The sequence below is a fragment of the Acinetobacter lwoffii genome (assembly GCF_022809915.1).
In the GTDB taxonomy this organism is placed as follows: domain Bacteria; phylum Pseudomonadota; class Gammaproteobacteria; order Pseudomonadales; family Moraxellaceae; genus Acinetobacter; species Acinetobacter lwoffii_M.
The window spans coordinates 1-17,790 of the sequence record NZ_JALGQY010000017.1 but is presented as its reverse complement, the minus strand read 5'-3'; the positions used below and the strand labels follow the sequence as shown (position 1 = coordinate 17,790).

Annotated in this window: 30 protein-coding genes and 1 tRNA gene; 8 read left to right on the top strand and 23 right to left on the bottom strand. The window is 41.6% G+C overall.

Annotated features, from left to right (window positions below):
- Positions 1–30: 30 nt before the first annotated feature.
- The 3 genes from rpsB to MTX11_RS10035 all read left to right on the top strand — a co-directional run bounded on the left by rpsB (position 31) and on the right by MTX11_RS10035 (position 2,441).
- Positions 31–777, top strand: a complete 747-nt coding sequence (gene rpsB, locus MTX11_RS10045; RefSeq protein ID WP_004279050.1) for a 30S ribosomal protein S2 — start codon at positions 31–33, stop codon at positions 775–777.
- Between the two features lie 142 nt (positions 778–919).
- Positions 920–1,795: a translation elongation factor Ts gene (gene tsf, locus MTX11_RS10040; protein WP_004279049.1), complete on the top strand. Its 876-nt coding sequence runs from the start codon at positions 920–922 to the stop codon at positions 1,793–1,795.
- A gap of 145 nt (positions 1,796–1,940) precedes the next feature.
- Positions 1,941–2,441, top strand: coding sequence for a DUF3465 domain-containing protein (locus tag MTX11_RS10035; RefSeq protein WP_026055722.1), 501 nt, complete (start codon positions 1,941–1,943; stop codon positions 2,439–2,441).
- Between the two features lie 33 nt (positions 2,442–2,474).
- Here MTX11_RS10035 and MTX11_RS10030 read toward each other — a convergent pair whose 3' ends face one another.
- The 7 genes from MTX11_RS10030 to MTX11_RS10000 form a co-directional block, all read right to left on the bottom strand.
- Complete coding sequence (locus MTX11_RS10030; RefSeq protein WP_005106461.1) at positions 2,475–2,930, bottom strand: Mpo1 family 2-hydroxy fatty acid dioxygenase; 456 nt, start codon at positions 2,928–2,930, stop codon at positions 2,475–2,477.
- Positions 2,931–3,171: 241 nt separating this feature from the next.
- Positions 3,172–3,786: a septal ring lytic transglycosylase RlpA family protein gene (locus MTX11_RS10025; protein WP_004279046.1), complete on the bottom strand. Its 615-nt coding sequence runs from the start codon at positions 3,784–3,786 to the stop codon at positions 3,172–3,174.
- Positions 3,787–4,074: 288 nt separating this feature from the next.
- Positions 4,075–5,076, bottom strand: coding sequence for a lytic murein transglycosylase B (gene mltB / locus MTX11_RS10020; RefSeq protein ID WP_243475041.1), 1,002 nt, complete (start codon positions 5,074–5,076; stop codon positions 4,075–4,077).
- Between the two features lie 289 nt (positions 5,077–5,365).
- Complete coding sequence (locus MTX11_RS10015) at positions 5,366–6,019, bottom strand: hypothetical protein (RefSeq protein WP_243475040.1); 654 nt, start codon at positions 6,017–6,019, stop codon at positions 5,366–5,368.
- A 19-nt stretch (positions 6,020–6,038) separates the two neighbouring features.
- Positions 6,039–6,854 carry an NADPH-dependent 7-cyano-7-deazaguanine reductase QueF gene (queF, locus tag MTX11_RS10010; RefSeq protein WP_004279042.1) on the bottom strand — a complete coding sequence of 272 codons (816 nt, stop codon included), beginning with the start codon at positions 6,852–6,854 and terminating at the stop codon, positions 6,039–6,041.
- Positions 6,854–7,627: an ABC transporter permease gene (locus tag MTX11_RS10005; RefSeq protein ID WP_004279041.1), complete on the bottom strand. Its 774-nt coding sequence runs from the start codon at positions 7,625–7,627 to the stop codon at positions 6,854–6,856. Before MTX11_RS10005 ends, queF begins: the two co-directional genes overlap by 1 nt.
- Entirely contained in the window at positions 7,624–8,559 is a 936-nt protein-coding gene (locus tag MTX11_RS10000) for an ABC transporter ATP-binding protein (RefSeq protein ID WP_243475039.1), read from the bottom strand. Before MTX11_RS10000 ends, MTX11_RS10005 begins: the two co-directional genes overlap by 4 nt.
- Positions 8,560–8,749: 190 nt before the next feature.
- On the opposite strand from MTX11_RS10000, the gene MTX11_RS09995 reads away from it, so the two are divergent.
- Positions 8,750–8,825, top strand: a tRNA-Arg gene (locus tag MTX11_RS09995).
- An 81-nt stretch (positions 8,826–8,906) separates the two neighbouring features.
- Here the strand turns inward: MTX11_RS09995 and MTX11_RS09990 are convergent.
- From MTX11_RS09990 to MTX11_RS09915, 16 genes are all read right to left on the bottom strand, one after another.
- Complete coding sequence (locus MTX11_RS09990; protein WP_005236648.1) at positions 8,907–9,173, bottom strand: hypothetical protein; 267 nt, start codon at positions 9,171–9,173, stop codon at positions 8,907–8,909.
- Complete coding sequence (locus MTX11_RS09985) at positions 9,170–9,406, bottom strand: hypothetical protein (protein ID WP_243475038.1); 237 nt, start codon at positions 9,404–9,406, stop codon at positions 9,170–9,172. The genes MTX11_RS09990 and MTX11_RS09985 overlap by 4 nt, the downstream gene beginning before the upstream one ends.
- Positions 9,403–9,765, bottom strand: coding sequence for a hypothetical protein (locus MTX11_RS09980; RefSeq protein WP_243475037.1), 363 nt, complete (start codon positions 9,763–9,765; stop codon positions 9,403–9,405). Before MTX11_RS09980 ends, MTX11_RS09985 begins: the two co-directional genes overlap by 4 nt.
- Positions 9,758–9,994 (bottom strand): hypothetical protein, encoded by a 237-nt coding sequence (locus tag MTX11_RS09975; protein WP_243475036.1) that lies wholly within the window; start codon positions 9,992–9,994, stop codon positions 9,758–9,760. The genes MTX11_RS09980 and MTX11_RS09975 overlap by 8 nt, the downstream gene beginning before the upstream one ends.
- Entirely contained in the window at positions 9,987–10,445 is a 459-nt protein-coding gene (locus MTX11_RS09970; protein ID WP_243475035.1) for a hypothetical protein, read from the bottom strand. The genes MTX11_RS09975 and MTX11_RS09970 overlap by 8 nt, the downstream gene beginning before the upstream one ends.
- A complete protein-coding gene (locus tag MTX11_RS09965; protein ID WP_243475034.1) occupies positions 10,445–10,813 on the bottom strand; it encodes a hypothetical protein in 369 nt (122 codons plus the stop codon). The genes MTX11_RS09970 and MTX11_RS09965 overlap by 1 nt, the downstream gene beginning before the upstream one ends.
- Positions 10,810–11,427 (bottom strand): lambda exonuclease family protein, encoded by a 618-nt coding sequence (locus MTX11_RS09960; protein ID WP_243475033.1) that lies wholly within the window; start codon positions 11,425–11,427, stop codon positions 10,810–10,812. The genes MTX11_RS09965 and MTX11_RS09960 overlap by 4 nt, the downstream gene beginning before the upstream one ends.
- Positions 11,408–12,268, bottom strand: coding sequence for a phage recombination protein Bet (bet, locus tag MTX11_RS09955; RefSeq protein ID WP_243475032.1), 861 nt, complete (start codon positions 12,266–12,268; stop codon positions 11,408–11,410). The genes MTX11_RS09960 and bet overlap by 20 nt, the downstream gene beginning before the upstream one ends.
- An 11-nt stretch (positions 12,269–12,279) precedes the next feature.
- Positions 12,280–12,714 (bottom strand): hypothetical protein, encoded by a 435-nt coding sequence (locus MTX11_RS09950; protein ID WP_243475031.1) that lies wholly within the window; start codon positions 12,712–12,714, stop codon positions 12,280–12,282.
- Position 12,715: 1 nt separating this feature from the next.
- Positions 12,716–13,222, bottom strand: a complete 507-nt coding sequence (locus tag MTX11_RS09945; RefSeq protein WP_243475030.1) for a hypothetical protein — start codon at positions 13,220–13,222, stop codon at positions 12,716–12,718.
- Positions 13,219–13,392, bottom strand: a complete 174-nt coding sequence (locus MTX11_RS09940; RefSeq protein WP_243475029.1) for a hypothetical protein — start codon at positions 13,390–13,392, stop codon at positions 13,219–13,221. The genes MTX11_RS09945 and MTX11_RS09940 overlap by 4 nt, the downstream gene beginning before the upstream one ends.
- Positions 13,392–13,739: a hypothetical protein gene (locus MTX11_RS09935; protein WP_243475028.1), complete on the bottom strand. Its 348-nt coding sequence runs from the start codon at positions 13,737–13,739 to the stop codon at positions 13,392–13,394. The genes MTX11_RS09940 and MTX11_RS09935 overlap by 1 nt, the downstream gene beginning before the upstream one ends.
- A 318-nt stretch (positions 13,740–14,057) precedes the next feature.
- Positions 14,058–14,501 carry a hypothetical protein gene (locus MTX11_RS09930; protein WP_243475027.1) on the bottom strand — a complete coding sequence of 148 codons (444 nt, stop codon included), beginning with the start codon at positions 14,499–14,501 and terminating at the stop codon, positions 14,058–14,060.
- 26 nt (positions 14,502–14,527) lie between these two features.
- Positions 14,528–14,968: a type II toxin-antitoxin system HicB family antitoxin gene (locus tag MTX11_RS09925; RefSeq protein WP_243475026.1), complete on the bottom strand. Its 441-nt coding sequence runs from the start codon at positions 14,966–14,968 to the stop codon at positions 14,528–14,530.
- Positions 14,965–15,234 (bottom strand): type II toxin-antitoxin system HicA family toxin, encoded by a 270-nt coding sequence (locus MTX11_RS09920; RefSeq protein WP_034703035.1) that lies wholly within the window; start codon positions 15,232–15,234, stop codon positions 14,965–14,967. The genes MTX11_RS09925 and MTX11_RS09920 overlap by 4 nt, the downstream gene beginning before the upstream one ends.
- A gap of 112 nt (positions 15,235–15,346) precedes the next feature.
- Positions 15,347–16,027, bottom strand: coding sequence for a LexA family protein (locus tag MTX11_RS09915; protein WP_243475025.1), 681 nt, complete (start codon positions 16,025–16,027; stop codon positions 15,347–15,349).
- A gap of 79 nt (positions 16,028–16,106) precedes the next feature.
- Here MTX11_RS09915 and MTX11_RS09910 point away from each other — a divergent pair, with 79 nt between their 5' ends.
- The 4 genes from MTX11_RS09910 to MTX11_RS09895 are packed head-to-tail and all read left to right on the top strand — an operon-like array spanning position 16,107 to position 17,628.
- Positions 16,107–16,292, top strand: a complete 186-nt coding sequence (locus MTX11_RS09910; protein WP_005103769.1) for a Cro/CI family transcriptional regulator — start codon at positions 16,107–16,109, stop codon at positions 16,290–16,292.
- An 8-nt stretch (positions 16,293–16,300) separates the two neighbouring features.
- Entirely contained in the window at positions 16,301–16,576 is a 276-nt protein-coding gene (locus MTX11_RS09905) for a type II toxin-antitoxin system HicB family antitoxin (protein WP_243475024.1), read from the top strand.
- Between the two features lie 45 nt (positions 16,577–16,621).
- Positions 16,622–16,786, top strand: a complete 165-nt coding sequence (locus MTX11_RS09900) for a hypothetical protein (RefSeq protein WP_243475023.1) — start codon at positions 16,622–16,624, stop codon at positions 16,784–16,786.
- Positions 16,783–17,628, top strand: a complete 846-nt coding sequence (locus MTX11_RS09895; protein WP_243475022.1) for a DNA-binding protein — start codon at positions 16,783–16,785, stop codon at positions 17,626–17,628. The genes MTX11_RS09900 and MTX11_RS09895 overlap by 4 nt, the downstream gene beginning before the upstream one ends.
- Positions 17,629–17,790 lie beyond the last annotated feature (162 nt).

Below are 17,790 nucleotides of genomic sequence, written 5' to 3'. Positions count from 1 at the left end.
AGGCCTAACCCAAACTTTAAGGTAAAGAAAATGGCAGATTACAACGTAAGCATGCGCGACCTTCTTCAAGCTGGCGCGCACTTTGGTCACCAAACTCGTTTCTGGAATCCAAAGATGCGTGATTACATCTTTGGTGCGCGTAACAAAATTCACATCATCAACCTTGAGCACACTGTTCCTGCGTTAAATGATGCTTTGAACTTTGCTAACAACTTGGCTAGCAAAAAGAACAAAGTTTTGTTCGTTGGTACTAAACGTGCAGCTTCTGCAATCATCCGTGAACAAGCTCAACGCGCTGGTCAACCATATGTAGATCACCGCTGGTTAGGTGGTATGTTGACGAACTGGAAAACACTTCGCCAATCTATCAACCGTTTAAAAGACCTTCAAACTCAATCTCAAGACGGTACTTTCGCTAAGCTGACTAAACGTGAAGCTCTAGAGCGTACTCGTGAGATGGAAAAACTTGAGCGTGGCTTAGGCGGCGTTAAAAACATGGGTGGTTTACCTGACGCATTATTCGTAATCGACGTTGATCACGAAGCGATTGCAATCAAAGAAGCGAAGAACCTTGGTATTCCTGTAATCGGTATCGTTGATACAAACTCTAACCCAGACAACGTAGACTACGTTATCCCGGGTAACGATGATGCGATCCGTGCAGTAACACTTTATGCTTCTGCTATGGCTGATGCGATTCTTGCTGGTAAAGAATATGCTCAATCACAAGCAAATGCACAAGCTAAAGCAGAAGAAGCTCCAGCTTCTGAGGCTTAATGCGTTTGACGCTAGCTTGTCATTTTTGCGACATGTGATGGTGGCAAAGTAAGCGTTATGTATGCAGGCGGCCCATGAGAACTCCTCTGGGCCGTTTCTGTTCTAAAAAGAATTCATTTTCTACCGAATTTAGGAGATAAACATGACTGCAGTTACAGCAAGCATGGTTAAAGAATTGCGCGATCGTACTGGTCTTGCAATGATGGAATGTAAAAAAGCTTTGACAGAAGCGGGCGGCGACGTTGAACTAGCGATCGACAACCTACGTAAATCTGGTCAAGCTAAAGCTGCTAAAAAAGCAGGTAACATTGCTGCTGACGGCGCAATCACAATTGCTCAAGACGGCAACAAAGCACTTCTTCTAGAAGTTAACTGTCAAACTGACTTCGTTGCAAAAGACGAAAACTTTGCTGGTTTCTCTGCGAAAGTTGCTGCTGCTGCACTTGCTGCAAACGTAACTGATCCTGCTCAAATCGCTGAATTGAAACTAGAAGATGGTGCAACTGTTGAAGAAGCGCGTATCGCTCTTGTTCAAAAAATCGGTGAAAACATCCAAGTACGTCGTGCGAAAATTGTTGAAGGCGAAAACCTTGCAGTTTACAAACACGGTCTTAAAATCGGTGTTGTTGTTTCTTACACTGGTGATGAAGCTACAGGTAAAGGCTTGGCAATGCACGTTGCTGCGTTCAACCCAGTTGCTGTAAATGCTGAAGGCGTTTCTGCTGAGCTTATCGCGAAAGAGAAAGAAATTGCTGAAGCGAAAGCACTTGAATCTGGCAAGCCAGCAAATATCGTTGAGAAGATGGTTGTAGGTTCTGTTGAGAAATACTTGAATGAAGTTGTGCTTGAGCGTCAAATGTACGTAATCGACAACGATAAGAAAGTCGCAGACGTTCTTAAAGCAACTGGTACTACAGTTGCAAACTTCGTTCGTTTCGAAGTTGGTGAAGGCATTGAGAAAAAAGCAGAAATGAGCTTCGCTGAAGAAGTTGCTGCTGCTCAAGCTGCTGCAAAATAATTCCTTAGGAATTAGAAAAAGCCCTATCTGATTGATGGGGCTTTTTTATGTTGATTTATTCTTCATCAGCAATTCAAGAATAGGATTTGGGTTTGGTGATAGAGCTCAGATCATGTATTCATCATTTAATAAAAAAGTTATAAAAATGCCAAATAAAACCAATCTGAGCATCGGTGCAGTCATTGCACTGTTGATTGCTGCTTATCTGGGCCTGGATCTACAACAATCCCAACCACTTATTCCATCCGCATCTGATACTACAACTGAAACGCTTGATTCAGAGCCTAATTTAGTACCCTCTCAAACGACTGATGATTTGGACCGAATTGCACGGGCGTTTCAACAGCGCCAGAGTGATCTACAAGTGCGTTCAAGCGGGCAGGTGATTGCCGTTTTGCCAGATGATCATGAAGGATCGCGCCATCAAAAGTTTATCCTCGAATTACCAAATGGCCAAACTGTACTGGTTGCACATAATATCGATCTGGCACCGCGTATTCAGAGTATTCAAAAACAGGATCAGGTCGAGTTTTATGGAGAATATGAATACAGTGACAAGGGCGGGGTGATTCACTGGACGCATCATGACCCTGCGCGAAAACATGTCGATGGCTGGTTAAAACATCAAGGAAGAACCTATCAATAAGGTTCTTCCAATTGGATAAATCGAATATGGCGTTTAAACGCTCATAATTGCGCTGTTATGGCGCGATTTCCAGTTCGGTAGGATTTTACCTAAATAGGCATCCATGCACCAAATTGGGCCAATGAGGAGGAATTGGAGGTCTTTGAAGAACGAAGGCTTTTTACCTTCCACTTTGTGCCCATAAAATTGGCCAATCCAGGCTAAGACAAACAGGGCAATAAAGAAACCGGTACCGACTGGCAGAATCCAGATGAGCCAAGCCATCACCAACGTTAATACAGCCATCGCTACTGCCAAAACAAGATCTAGGCGTGCATAGAAGATAAAAGCCAAAACCAGTAGCAGGGTAGTCAGCAAAGCGCTGAAATGCGCTAGAATGCCAATAATCGAAAAATAGATGGTCGGTACGCAAACCCAGTGAATCAGCTTATTGGTTTTATTTTGATGGCTGTCACTATATTCATCAAACCATTCAGATATTGTTTTCATTCTTCGCTCCATTCCATGAACATGTTTTGCTTATCTGGAAATATAAAGCAGAATCCGGATATGGTCAAAAGTTAATCATGCAGGTAAAGGGATTTTATTAGGCAGGATGAGCCTACCAAAATTTTATTGAAAGAACTTTAAGATAGTGCTGAGCAGAGGCGTTTATATTCTTCTGTAAAAATGAGCACAATAAAAAAGCCACATTACTGTGGCTTTTGTTAAATGTGTTGCAGGTCAAATCTTAAGAATTTGGACCAGCGACACGTTCAATACTGACTTTTGCAGTACCGGCACTGGTAATACCTAACTGTTTCGCAGCACCGTAAGATAAATCAACAACACGGTTGCCATGGAAAGGACCACGGTCATTTACTTTAACCACAACGCTCTTGCCGTTATTGCGGTTAGTTACGCGAATATAGCAGTTCAATGGCAGGCTACGATGAGCAGCCGTCATTGCGTTCATGTCAAAGGTTTCACCGCTTGCAGTTTTACGGCCGTGGAATTGACGACCATACCAAGACGCTGTACCTGTCTGACTGAATTTACGTACAGTATTAGAAGCCACTGTATTCAGTTTTTCAATCACTGAAGGCTCTTCTGCAGGAAGTTCAATTTTCGCTGCAATGGTTTCACGGCGAACTTTATCGCCAGAACGCTCAGTGATTGAAAGGCTGTTCAAATTTGTGAAATTTGAATTGAAGCTTTGAGCTTCTTTATTGAGTACTCGCGTGGCAAGACGCGAATTGTCATTTTCATTGGTGAATGAAGATGACGGAACCATATCTGCCTGCGATTGCGTCAGCGTGACGATCGTGGCAATGGCCATAAAAGACTTCAAAATTGAAGAATGCATCGAATCAACTCCTAACAGCATATCTATTGGTTGTTCATAAATGGCTGAAAAACCATATAAACATGCCTGATATTTAACTTATGCAACTACATTTAACGAAATGGATAATATTCATGCCGGCAATACCCTGTCTAGTGTTTAATTAAAATAGTTAAAAAAAGAACGCAAAATAAACAATGATTGATCAAAAAATAATCAATATTGTAACATAATATTAAAAATGCTTAAAATACGTACAAATTAACCCATAAAAATGTTGACTTTCATAACTTGTATTAATTTTTAGTGTTAACGGCTGGTAATTTCGGTACCTAATAACCACAAAGCAGTAGCATACATACGGCTGCGATTATAAGTGGTAATCACTTGAAAATTTGGATAAGTGATATAGTAAATCGAGCCATAATTCTCTTGTAATTGAATTACATTGACCAGATCCAGATCGTCAATTTTTACGATTGGATTCATTGGGCTGATGCCTTGAGTTTTGAGTACACCATAAGGGATAGGCTGGGTGAGATCTTTGGCAATTACTGCATCTGGATTTGAACCGGTATAACGTGCCGGAAAGGCAATCGGCTGATTACGCTGCCAGCCATGCTGTGCCAGATAGTTGGCAATCGAACCTATTGCATCCACTGCTGAATTACGGAGGTCAATATGACCATTGCCATCGTAGTCCACGCCGAATTTTGGAATGTTGCTTGGCATAAACTGCGGATAGCCAACAGCGCCGGCATACGAACCCACCACAGAAGAGGTGGCAACACCATCTCTATATGACCAGGCAATTAAAGCAGCCAGTTCATCCTGAAAATATTGGGCACGACGTTCATAGCCAAACCCTAAGGTTGCCAGAGCGTCACGAGTGACAAAAGAGCCCTTGTTGCTACCAAAACCGGTTTCTACACCTAAAATGCCCAGAATGATCGATTGCGGTACACCAAACTGCTGTTCAGCACGGTTAAGCGTTTCTGCATATTGCTGTTTAAAGCGTACGCCGCGCTGAATAGTAGATTCAGCCAGAAAGTTAGTCTTATATGAATACCAAGGCTTACTTTCGCCTGGGCGATTCATGATATTGATGATATTGGGCAGGTTACGCGTCCCACTCATGGCGGAATCTACTTGCTGGGCACTTAGCCCATAGCTCTGCATGGCATTCTGCTTAAAAGCGGCATAAGAAGGGTGATATTGGAAATCGTTGGCCAGACTCAAACTGCTGAGACCAAATGCGGTAAGTGCGATTGAAAGCTGCTTAAACTTTTTATAAAAATCCGATTTCAACATCTTGCTACGATTTCCAGTTTTTTTGATGAGTTGCTGGCGATGTCATTTGAATCATGCCATGAAAAAGATTGATAAAATTTTTTCAATCGTGAGGCTTAAAGTGCCAGATTAAAGATAACATTCGGATGAATAAGAGACCTAGCCGCTTATACAAAAATAGCGATGGATTGGCTATTTTTACGGCAGTTTGTCTTATAGAGTCGCTTATCTGTAACAAGCTATTTCACTGATCATAAAAAAGCCTGACCGAAGTCAGGCTAATTCCTCAAGATTTGTAGAAAATCTTGAACTATTCTGTATAGAACAAAGTGTCGTGATATTCGGCCATGGCGCGCAGCTCATCTTTATTCAAATTCAGAATGATTTTATCTGCTGCCATATTGATGGCCTTGATCACTGCAGATGCGCCAATATCTGCTGCCTTGCGTTTGATCATGCCAAGATCCAGGGTTTTATTAAAGTCGACCATAAAATGTCGTACTGTCGCTTCACCAAATTGCTTGTACAGGTTGCTGAACGCTTGTTTATTAATAGTCTGACCGGCTTTAAGTTCTGCGTAATGATGTTTTAAATTCGTCACCAGACTGGCATCCAGTGATTCACCAATGCGGAAATGTCCTTCAGGATCTTTAAACAGACTGCGCTCAGAGAATGCAATTGACTCTCTGACCACATCGTTCGGCGCTTTACTCAATAGCTGCTTCAGTAAAACCGCAACAGTCGACTTGATATAGCCAGCCAGTTTTTCCGCAGTATCACGTTTATCGCTGGCAGGAAAGCGACGCACCAGCTCGGTAAGAATCGCATCAATAATTTCATCATTAATCATTAATGCGGTTTTATCACGCAATGGGTAAAGCGGCTCACTTGAATTTTTGTTTTTTTGTGCAGTCTGAATTGTATTTAAAAGCTCTGCAGAAGGAATAAACCCAAAAAATGGCATTGTTCAACCTCAATGTTTTTTATTGTCGCGCTAAACGAATAGGGCGAGGCATCCATGTTAAATCCGATACACGGCAAGGGTTGATATCCAATCCACCACGGCGTGTATAGGTTGCGTAGACCATCAGCTTTTCCGGTTTCAGTTGCTGCCAGATATCGGCAAACATCTGCTCCACACATTGTTCGTGGAACCCATTATGCTGACGGTAGGAAATAATATAAGCTAAAATACTCTTATAACAAGGTTTTTTACCTTGATAACGTATAAAAACTGTTCCCCAGTCCGGCTGGCCAGTGACTGGGCAGTTACTTCTGAGTAAATGTGAATACAGCTGGATTTCACCTTCTGCAGCATCATCCGAATCCAAAGCCAATAAACTGGCATCTGGATGATTTTCTAGGCGCTCAGGTGTCAGCTCGTCAATGCAGATGCCTTCCGGCTTGCTGATCTCTAATTCATCGACCTGAAACAATTGCAGTTTAACTTCAGCTTCAGCCGCAGCAGATAAATCTTTTTCGACCGTCGTGATAAAGGCATCTTGAGATTCAAACTTGGCAAAATTCAGGCTATTGAAATACAGTTTTAAGGATTTGGATTCAATCAGATTCGGCGAAGACGCTGGCAAGCTAATGCGGCCAATAGCCACTTGCGGCACACCGGTTGAATTTAACCAGGAAATTTCAAATACATGCCACCAGTCTGCACCTTGCTGAATCGCTTCGACATGTGCGTATTGTTCACGGGCAGGCGCGCGCGAAATCGGAAACAGAACATCAGGCTGATATTCTGTCGGGTAATTGGTGTCTTTACCAAGGAGAGATTGTTCTACACTCATTATTCACGCATTCCTGAACCACGGGAGAGTAAATGATAGGCCACTGCATACAGCACGGCGCAACATAAGGTAATCACTGTCAGTGAAATGGCAACATTGACATCGCTATGTCCTAAAATGCCATAGCGGAACGCATTGACCATATACACGACAGGATTAATTAAAGATAAATTTTGCCAGAATGGGCTTAAGCTCGAAATAGCATAAAACACACCACCTAAATAGGTCAGTGGTGTTAAAACAAAAGTCGGGATGATCGAGATATCATCGAAAGATTTGGCATAGACGGCATTGATAAAACCACCCAAGGAAAACAGCAGGGAAGTAATCAAGACTGTATATATAGTCACAAACCAGTTGGTGATGTATAAATCGGCAAAAAATAAGCTCACGGCACTGACAATAATCGCAACTAATATGCCACGAATCACACCGCCCAATACATGACCCCATAAAATGGCATGCATCGGTACCGGACTCATGATCAGTTCTTCAATACTTTTCTGGAATTTTGAGCTGAAGAAGCTAGATGAAACGTTGGCATAGCTGTTGGTGATCACGGCCATCATAATCAGACCAGGCACAATGAACTCCATATAACTATAGCCGCCCATTTCTCCAATGCGTGAACCGACCAGATTACCGAAGATCACAAAGTACAGGCTCATGGTGATTGCAGGTGGCAACAAGGTTTGTGGCCAGATGCGCATAAAGCGACGCACTTCTTTATAGATAATGGTATATAAAGCTACGCTGAGTTGATTAATGTTCATTGCGTAGCTCCATCCAGATTTTTCTCGACCATTTTCACAAAAAGTTCTTCCAGACGATTGGATTTATTGCGCATACTGCGTACCTGAATATTCTGTGATTCCAGTAACTGGAACAGATCATTCATGGTATGTGCCTTGTCCATGGTAATTTCTAAGGTCATCGGATCGATCAGGTTAAATCGCACGCCGATGATATCCAGATGCAAAGGTTCAATCGGTTCGGCCAGATCAAAAATAAACGATTCTTCATTGAGCTGACTTAGGAAGCTTTTCATGGTGGTGTCTTCTTTAATCACACCGCGATCGATAATCGCAATGCGGCGACACAGCATTTCCGCTTCTTCTAGATAATGCGTGGTCAGAATGATAGAGGTGCCTTTTTCATTCATCTCGTTTAAAAATTCCCACATCGAACGACGCAACTCGATATCAACGCCTGCCGTCGGTTCATCCAGAATTAGCAGTTTCGGTTCGTGCATCATGGCGCGCGCAATCATCAGGCGACGTTTCATCCCGCCGGATAACATGCGGGCCTGAGTGGAACGTTTTTCCCATAAACCCAGTTTGGTCAGATAAAGCTCCGCCCGTTCCTGTGCAATTTTTTTAGGAATGCCGTAATAGCCTGCCTGAGTCACCAAAATATCAAAGGTTTTTTCAAACTGGGCAAAGTTGAATTCCTGAGGCACTACGCCTAGGCACTGTTTGGCCTGAGAGGGGTGGGTATCCAGATTATGACCAAAAATTTCGACTGTACCGGAGGTTTTTTTTGTTAATGAGCTGATAATACCGATGGTAGTAGATTTTCCTGCGCCATTAGGACCCAATAGCGCATAAAATTCACCTTCTGGTACATTTAAGTTAATTCCTTTCAATGCCTGAAAGCCATTGCGATAGGTCTTTGACACATCCCTTAAGATCAGTGCATCAGTCATGAATATCTCAAATGGTGAAAAGTTGAGATATTGTGAGTGATCTCGCAAAATAAGCCAAGTGATTCACACGCAATTCTGTGTTGCTGTTTTGGAACATTGTATAAAGCTTAAGCATAAAAATGATGAAGTTAGAGATAGTTGCTTTACCTTATGCTTTTTTTTGTTATGATGTGCGCGATCCAAAAAAGATGCGCTCATAGCTCAACTGGATAGAGTACAGGTCTCCGAAGCCTGTGGCGTGGGTTCGAGTCCCGCTGGGCGCACCACTACTACATATAAAATCAATAACTTGTAATACCTTTGGCGTAATTCTGGCGTAATCCATATTTTAATCAAGAAAAACCCCGCTATATTTTGCGGGGTCTGCCTACTGCTTTTTTTAAATCTTCCGGTCTTTCACTCAGCCAGTCAGATAATTTTTTAAGGTTCCATCTTCGACCTTTTGTGGTTTCTGTAATGTATCTTGGTTTTGGAAAACCTTTTAAGCAAATAATGGATGATTTGAAATACACACCACCATATCCTAAAAATTCTGCCGCCTGATCATCTGTCAACCAAATGTCTGAAGGTGGCAGGGCAACAATAAAGTTACCCATGTTCGCCATTGCTGTCATTGATTCACCTCCAATCTTTTACCTTCCGGTCTTTTCTCTAAGCTCTCACGCCAGTTACCTTGGTAAGCAGGCATCCAGCCATTGTGTGGAAAATACAGGGAATCCGAAGTGTGCATGAATTTCCCAAAATCCTTTTCTTCCGGCATTGAGTCATAACCAAATACTGCGCCATTATTGTCAGTTGCAATCCACTGAACCTGATCAGGCACGTTTGACCAGTCGTATTTATTCACGATATTTCTCCCAAAGACTTCACCACACCCTCAGGCAAACCAAACACATCCTTAAAAGCCTTATCAAATTCACCACTAGCAATAAATTGATCGATGCAGTTTTTCGGCTTCTGATGCTCTGCGATATAACTGCTCAGTGCTTGATATATACCGTTTGAATTTCCCTTTGTTACACCGACATGAATCTTGTCACCGATGTTCTTGACTGAAAATCCAACATTAAGGTTTGAAGCATCAATGATTTCCATAAATGGTACGAATTCGTCCTGATTAAAAATCAGATCAAATGGCATTTCTTTATGCAGCTCATCGCAAACATAGTTAGCCAGCTGAAGTTTTGTTAATTGAATTTCAGCCATTGGCCTGTTCCTTATGTTCAGTGCGAATATCAACACCACAAAAAGGGCAGAAATTTAAAGCAACGCGATTCTTTTTGAATCGACCTGCTACGATTTCAAGTCGACATGAATCAATGTCACGTCTGCTCATGGTTAGACCCTGAATGTCACCATATTGATTGCGAGTCACTTCACTAAGAAATTCGCACATTTCAACCCAGTTCCCTGTATTTACACATTTTTCAGTCATTGGTTGGCTCCTGTGCTTCGATCATGGCTTGCTTAGCCTCAAACTCCGATTTGAATAACTCAAATTTCCATCGAGTGCCGTATGAGGTTTCAATCAATTTCCACACACCGAAGAACTTCTCGGTAGAGATATGTGCTTGAGTGTGTTTATTCACAATCATGATTTGATCTTTTTCGATCCCATCACCTAAGCAATCCCAATCATTGTTTGAATTGCAGAAGTTCTCAGGCTCATCATTGTCTTGCCAAAAACAAGAAATATTTTCTTTCGGCACCAAAACAAACCCTTCCGGCACCGCTTGGGCTTTGGCTGCTTGCCATGCACTAAGCGCAAATGAGTAGCCAATAATCGCCCGATCATCTCCATTCTCGTCAAAAACACCCTTGTGTAATTCAGGGTATTTATCCTTGAAGTACGCATCAAACGCTTCTCTTTCTTTCTGAATATCCATCACGCCACCTCACTTTCACGTTTTTCACGAGCGAAAATGGCATAAGCATCATCTTCACTAAAATTAATATCAATTAAGAAAAAGCCATTTGGTGCAATCGGGTCCCATTTGGTGATATCGCAATCATCCATCATGATTTCCCAATCATCAGAATTAACGCTGCTTTCCATCCAGAACATCACAGTGTCTACACCAAAGTGACTTTTAAATTTTTCCCACTCTTTACGACTTACGTATTCTTCATTTTCCAGATGCTCATTCATGTATTTTAAATAAACCGGGTGTGTCCAGGTTCCCATTTCGCCACGAACAATTTCAGTTGGCTCTAGTTTGTTATCTTCCATCCCACCACCTTCTTTAATTTTCATGCTGCCGCCTCCTTTGGGTTCAGCTCGCAAATGATCTGGTCAACTTTTTGATTAAATCGAATAACTGACTGCTCAATACCAGCGATATCCAAATCCTTTGCAAATACCCGGATAACCACCAACTGCAAATGCTCAGGCAGGCGAGGGTCATAACTCACAAAGTCACACCACTTGCGACGAGTACAGGCCAACTGCCATGTAATTTGTGGCACATATTCATTTGGAACTTCACCTGTTAAAACAGTATTCAAATGAGTTTGTGTGCTCGGACACTTCACTTCCAATTGACCGTCTTGATCAACCAGACCATCAGGACTTGCACCACTCATTTTGATAGCCGGATGATCAATCAGACCTGTACCAACTACAAAATTACCGGTTTCATTTTCATAGGCTGCAATCGCATAAGGTTCCTGATCGATACCCCATTGCATTAGGCTTGTGGTTTTAGTTTCCTCCTGAACGCCAGTAAGGCGCTCAGTCAGAATAGTCAGGGTTAAAGCATTGTGAGCTTTGCCTTTAACTGGCTTGGCATCAATATCCTTGATTCGGCTTGCAGTGATTTTTCCGCATCGATCCGCATGCCAATCTTCACTACGCTGGAGAATGGTCATAGGTTTCTCCTTGGCGTGCTAGGGCTTGGTCTGCGAGTTCAGCAACTTGTTTTAGGTTTACTGAGTGAGCAGTCCAGAAATAATTCTTACAGTTGCCTTTTGGTAGGGCTACATAAGCCGCTTGCAATCGTTTTGATCCGAACTGCGCCTCATTTTGAAGATGGGCCAAATGCTCGTTTTCAAACTCTTGGTATCCCTCTGGAATCACATTATCAGTCTGGCCTTGCACGGTTTTAATTGTGCCGCTTTCTTGAATCCGCTCTGCTTCATCCTGATCGTAAATACCCACAAAACCAAAAGCCAAACGCGCACATTGAATTAAAGCCTTGTGGCGCAAAAAGCGTTTAGGGTGTGACTGCCAAGGACCCGCATATCCATTGGCACCCATTGGCTCACGATAAACTTCATCCAGGTACTCACGAACAACGGTAGGGCGGTCGCGATCTTTGCGGTAAATGATGCAGTCGACCCAAGTAGGGCAATCTACTTTTGCCTTATTAGGACGAACTGATTCTGGTGAGAACGCAAATTCAATACCATTTAGATTTGGATTGCTGTTAATAATTCGGGACCAACCATCCACACCAACCACAGGGATAATCCCCTTATTTTTGTCTGGAAATGCATAGATTTCTTTGGTCCATGGATTCAACTTGTACTGACTCGCCACAATCATTAGAGCGCCCATTTGTGCATCTGAAATCTCCTTATCGGATTTAAATGCAGTCTGGATTAGTGTTTGCTTTAATTCTTGCGGATCAACATTGTGTAAACCCAAAACTTCAGCAAGTTGAATAATTTGAGCAGCTACTAGGCCTTGGTGTTGTATTGGTGCATTCATATTCTTATTCCTTAAAATTTGATGTAGCTATGACAAACTGAACACTGATCACCGCAAAGTTCCTGAATGTCTTTGCACGAGTAGCAATATTCAAAAGTCGCCACATCATTCTTAGGTGTGCCGGGTATCTGCTTTTTGGCTGGCAGATTCCAGTTCATATTCATTGCGTTATGTCGAGTAACGTCATAGCCGCGATCTTGGTCATACTTGTATCCAAGATCATGAGCCAGTAGATTTCCAGAGCCTTTGCTGTAAACAATCCCAAGCTCACCATTCAATTTGAAACGCAAAGCTTCATCTTGCTTAGGCTCAGATAGAACCTCAGCACCTTGATCCACAAGCCAGTTCGAGAAATCTTCAAAATCACCACGCTTAAATAAAACCTTGCGATTTAAATACTGGCCTTTACTTGAGTATCTGGCGCGGAGGCGGTCCCATTCATTCATCTCAAACCACCTCTTCAAATAGTTGTTCCGCGTACTCACTCACAAGACGCTGTAATTCCTGAATCTGCTCATCATTCAGCGTAAATGTCTGACCTTCCTCAGCTTCAAAATTCCAAACATCCAGCAAGGTCACAGGCGTATCTTTCACCACCAACCAAGAATCAATATCCACTGGCTCGGCATATCGCATATCACCATTCTGACTACGCATTTGCGTCATCGTGTGAGGTAACACAGGCATTGAACAATCAGCCGTTGCCCACAGGTTTTCACCGATCTGACGATACAAACCAAACGTCAGCACGTTATCTTCAATCGAAAGATCAGAATCAACCTTGAAGCTTGGCAGGTCTGAAAAGTACAAATCACGTGTGAAATCTTCATTTACCTTGCAGTCAATTACTTTGGTGCTATGACCATCACGACACAGGAATAAAGACTGGTTTCCGATGTGGTTGATAGGGCGCATTGCCGCACCACATCCACAGAATTGAGCGTAAGTGTTCATGGTTTATCTCCCATGGTGTACACGACATTGATTTGATTTGCGGTCACGTACTTGATTAGTTCCTGAAATCCCGCCAAAGCATCGTTAATGGTTTTTGCATCTGCATTACCTGGGCGAACGCACAAGGTTTCTACTGCAATCATCAGGTCGCGCTTTTTTGACATATCCATCAGCGCTCTCCCTTCGCAATCGCAGCATTAATCTTTTCAATTTCATAACGATCAACGTATGCATTAACAGTCTTGTCAAAATGCACCACATTAAGAATGTCCAGAAACTCGACTGAGGCATCATCTAGGGCATACTCGACATAGATGCTGTAATCGTCGGCTTTGACAGTAGCGATGCAGGTTTCATGGCAAGTACGTTTAAGCACTTCATATTTTTGAGCGGTGATAACCACTTGAGGATTATCATCAGCAACTTTGGCAGGCTGGAAAGCGTAAGCTACTGCTATCCCCGCGCTGATTGATGCTGCAATGAATGCAGACTTGAGAATATTGGATTTAGTTGTCATAATAGTCTCACTTACAGGTAGTATGTGGGTCACGCTCCAGGTTGTTGCTGCAACGCTGGAGCTTTTCTTTGTTTGTGAGATAAATATAAGAAAACTTAGTTTTAGTGTCAAGCATAAATATAAGAAATGTTAGTTTTATTTTTAGAAAACTTATTTTTTATGCTTTAATAGACAAAAGAAAACCCATCACAGGGATGGGTTGAGTGGAGTTTGTTATGGGTGTAACAAGTATAGAAATTAGTGCAATAAGTCTTACGGAGATAGCTAAGTTAAAAAATATTATAGAAAAGGGGTTAAAGCGCAAAAACAGCGTTAAAATTACTCGTTCTTAGAGCTGCTAAATGTACCAAAATTAAAAGCGACTATATCTGCTGCTCGAACCTGAATAGCAGATCCTTTATTCACTTCACTTGGAATAAATGAACTTCCAGCCATATACCTAGCATCCTTTAAATAAATAAACCTCTGCCAAAGAGTGTCTGGAATTTTTTCTATTTCTTCATCTGTAATATCATCTTTTACGAATGTGCCATCTTCATTAAAAAATGCAGATTTTTCCTTTATAATTAAGTCATGAATATGTTTTAGTGCTGAATTTTCCTCAAGATTATAAAATTCTTTTTCGCTAATCATTGTACCTGTAATAATTTGACCGCCGACCACAAAAGTAATAGGAAAGGCTATAGCCTCCTCGGATCCCTCTATTAAATCCCCAAGGATAGCTAAAGTTAGGTTTGTTTTTTTATCTCTATATGTGCTCATTTTTTCTCCCTAAAGAATAATAAAATTTAATTCACAAAACTTGTATGGCGCTTTCTTTTATCTGACAAGTTAGCAGTGATGGAGACAGAAGTATTTTTTAAATTAACTGTTAAGTTGCTATTAGCTGAATGATCTTTATATAAGAAACTTTCCAATGCATGAATAACAACCTCATTTAATGAAATGTTATGTCTATATGCCAATTTGGTAGCATCTTGATGCAATTGGGTGCCAACTCTTACGTTAAAAGTTCCACTACAAGGCCTCTCAGGATTAATTCCTTTTTCCTCACAATGTTGTAAATACGCATCTACTGCCTCATGAAATGCAGCTTTTAGTTCAGCATATGTCTCGCCAATATAAATAATTTTTGAGCGTACAAATAGAACCTCACCAACCAGACATTCGTCCTCTTGGCTAAACTCCATGGAGCCTTCAAAACCTTTATATTTAAAAGTCTCTTTCATTTTTCCACTCCAATACCTTGATCTTTCAAAAATTCTCTAGCTTTTTTAATGTATATAACCTTGATCTCATCGTTGGGATGAGGTTTGACAAAGTTTAGTACAATCTTTGGATTGTCTTTATAAAAAATACAGTGAGAACTACCCCTTCCATTAAACTCTAGAGTAAAACCAAGCCGAGCCATCATTGTTTCGAAATCATTCCACTTAAAGTTTTTGGGTGGAGGGTTGCTAAAAAATCGTTCTAAAAGTTTGTCAGCTTTGGTCAATGTATTCTCCCCCTATTAGTAAAAGTTTGCAACTGGATTTTAGTTGCAAAACTGGAAATCCACTCATAACCATTTCCAAATTAAATTAAGCCGCATAAAGCGGCTTTTATTTTTACTTCTTACGCTGCTTCTTCTTAGCTCGATAAACATAGCGAATACAATCCACTACCTCGCCAACAAACTCACAATCCTGATCAAGCGGAATGATGTTTGGTTTAAATTCAGGGTTGATTGCTTGTAAGTATTTAGTGCCATCTGGTTCAATCACCAACCGCTTAAAAGTCGCATCATCAAACTTTCTAACAACAATAATGTCGCCTGAGTTCATGTCGCTAAATGGCAGGGTCGGATCTACAAGAATGTAGTCACCTTCATGGAATTCCGGGTAGTTACTCAAGCCTTGAACTTTCAGGTAAAAGCATTTTTCACAATCACCATCTGGAATTGGCAGCCACTCTTCCACCTGGGACATGTCAACAGATTCGACATTGGTCATCGTACCTGCCTGAACCCATGACAAGACAGGGGCCATGCGTGGTGCCACAGGAACCACATTAGACTGCTCTTTTTGCGTGGCGCTAGGATCACCTTTGCCAGTCAGTATGTATTCAGCCGTTACCCCAAAATGATTTGCCATTGCTTCTAATGATCCCGCTTTAGGCAAATAACTATCTTTTTCCCACTCAGTTACAGCGGGCGAACTCACTCCAGCAATCTTTGCTAATTGCACTTGAGTTAATTTTTTCGAACGTCTAAGCGCACGTATGCGCTGACCAATAGTTGTTTTTTCCATATAAGTAATCTTACATATTGCTTTTATAAGTTTTCTTTGATTAAATACTAAGAAATCTTACTTTATTGAGTAAATACCAATGACCAAACAAGAAGCATACAAGTTGCTTGGGGTTAATGGCGTTGAACTAGCCGGCTTGCTAGGAATTGAACCTTCTGCTGTTTACCAGTGGCCTAACAACAAAATCCCATTAGCACGTGAATACCAAATTCGAGATTTAGCTGCTGGCAAGCAGCCAATTAAACACAGTAAAGAAGTTGCATAGGTGAATTTATGAGTCTTGAAAAGAAATCTACACATGTTCGCTTGTCTCCTGAAATCCATGAGCGGGCAAAACTACTTGCCGAAATTAAGGGTAAAGACCTTGCTCAATACCTGGCGTATCTCCTAGAGAAAGAAATCGTCGGTGAGTGGCATGTACTTAATTTACAAGCAAAATCTTTCGAGCGCTTGGGATTAGGAGCTTTAGTAAGGGATCTGTCTACAGACATCAGCTTTGGAGAGGGATTGGAAGGGAATCACTGGGATTTAGGTAAAGAAAAAGCCTGACGTGCGCTGTCAGGCTTTTTATTCAAAACCGAGCAGGAGTTGAACATGAATAGTTTAACACGAAATTTTAGAGAAAAAATACTCATCCAGAAGATTCAGCTTTTGGAGCAAGCCCTTAAAGCAAATATTCAAAACCCATGCCTTGATCACGCTTGCCTGGTGGCTAAAGCTCGTCACGAGTTGCTTGTTTTTGTAAGAGGTGAGGCATGAGCAAACTCATTCCAATGATTAGGTTAATTGAAGCTATGAATGATCAACCGATCGCATTCAATAAGCATTATGTTTTTATTGGATGCGGTGTAAATGGTGCGCTCATGTTATCCCAACTGGTGTATTGGACTTCGCGCACAAAGGATACTGATGGCTGGATCTATAAGGACCATCACGAATGGACCTTGGAAACTGGATTAACCAGAAAAGAACAGCACACAGCACGAAAAGCACTTAAGGATTTAGGCTTTATTTCCGAGAAGAAACGCGGCGTACCACCTCGAGTTTATTTCCGTGTTGAGCGCGAAAATCTTTATAAAGCGCTCATTGAATACTCTGAAACCCTTACTGGCTCTCAATTGTGCCATACGGAACAATTGAATGTGCCAAATGGAGCAATTGAATGTGCCGTTGGGAACAATCAAATGTGCGCTACGGAACAATCAAATGTGCCAAAAGGGGCATCTAATACAGAGAATACAACAGAGAATACTACAGATATTAATTTAGGCGCATCCGCACCTGAACAACCTAAAAAATTCTCTGCTAAAAAATTCATGATGGAAAACGGTGTATCTGAAAAAACAGCTCAAGAGTTTATTGATCTGAAAAACAAGAAACGTAAAACCATCACTGACCGTTCTCTAAAAATCATTTTCAACCAGGCGGCAGAAGCAAAGCTCTCAAATGAGCGTGTATTCCAGATTATCGTTCTACGTGGCTGGGAGTCATTCAAAGCTGCATGGAATTGGGCTGAAACCAATGCTGAGATCGAGCAACTAGAAAATCCACAACCAGCACCAAACCCTCAAAACTATCAAGCTGACATGGGGGATTGGTAATGATCGATATTCATAACAACTCCATCGAGCAATGTGTACTTGCTGCACTGATGACCGTTCAAAACTCACTTGAAACTGTGATGAAGAGGGCGTTCAAAATTCTGTGTCAGTAAATTTGACTAGATTTTAATTATATCATCTAATCGACCTTCAAAGTAAATG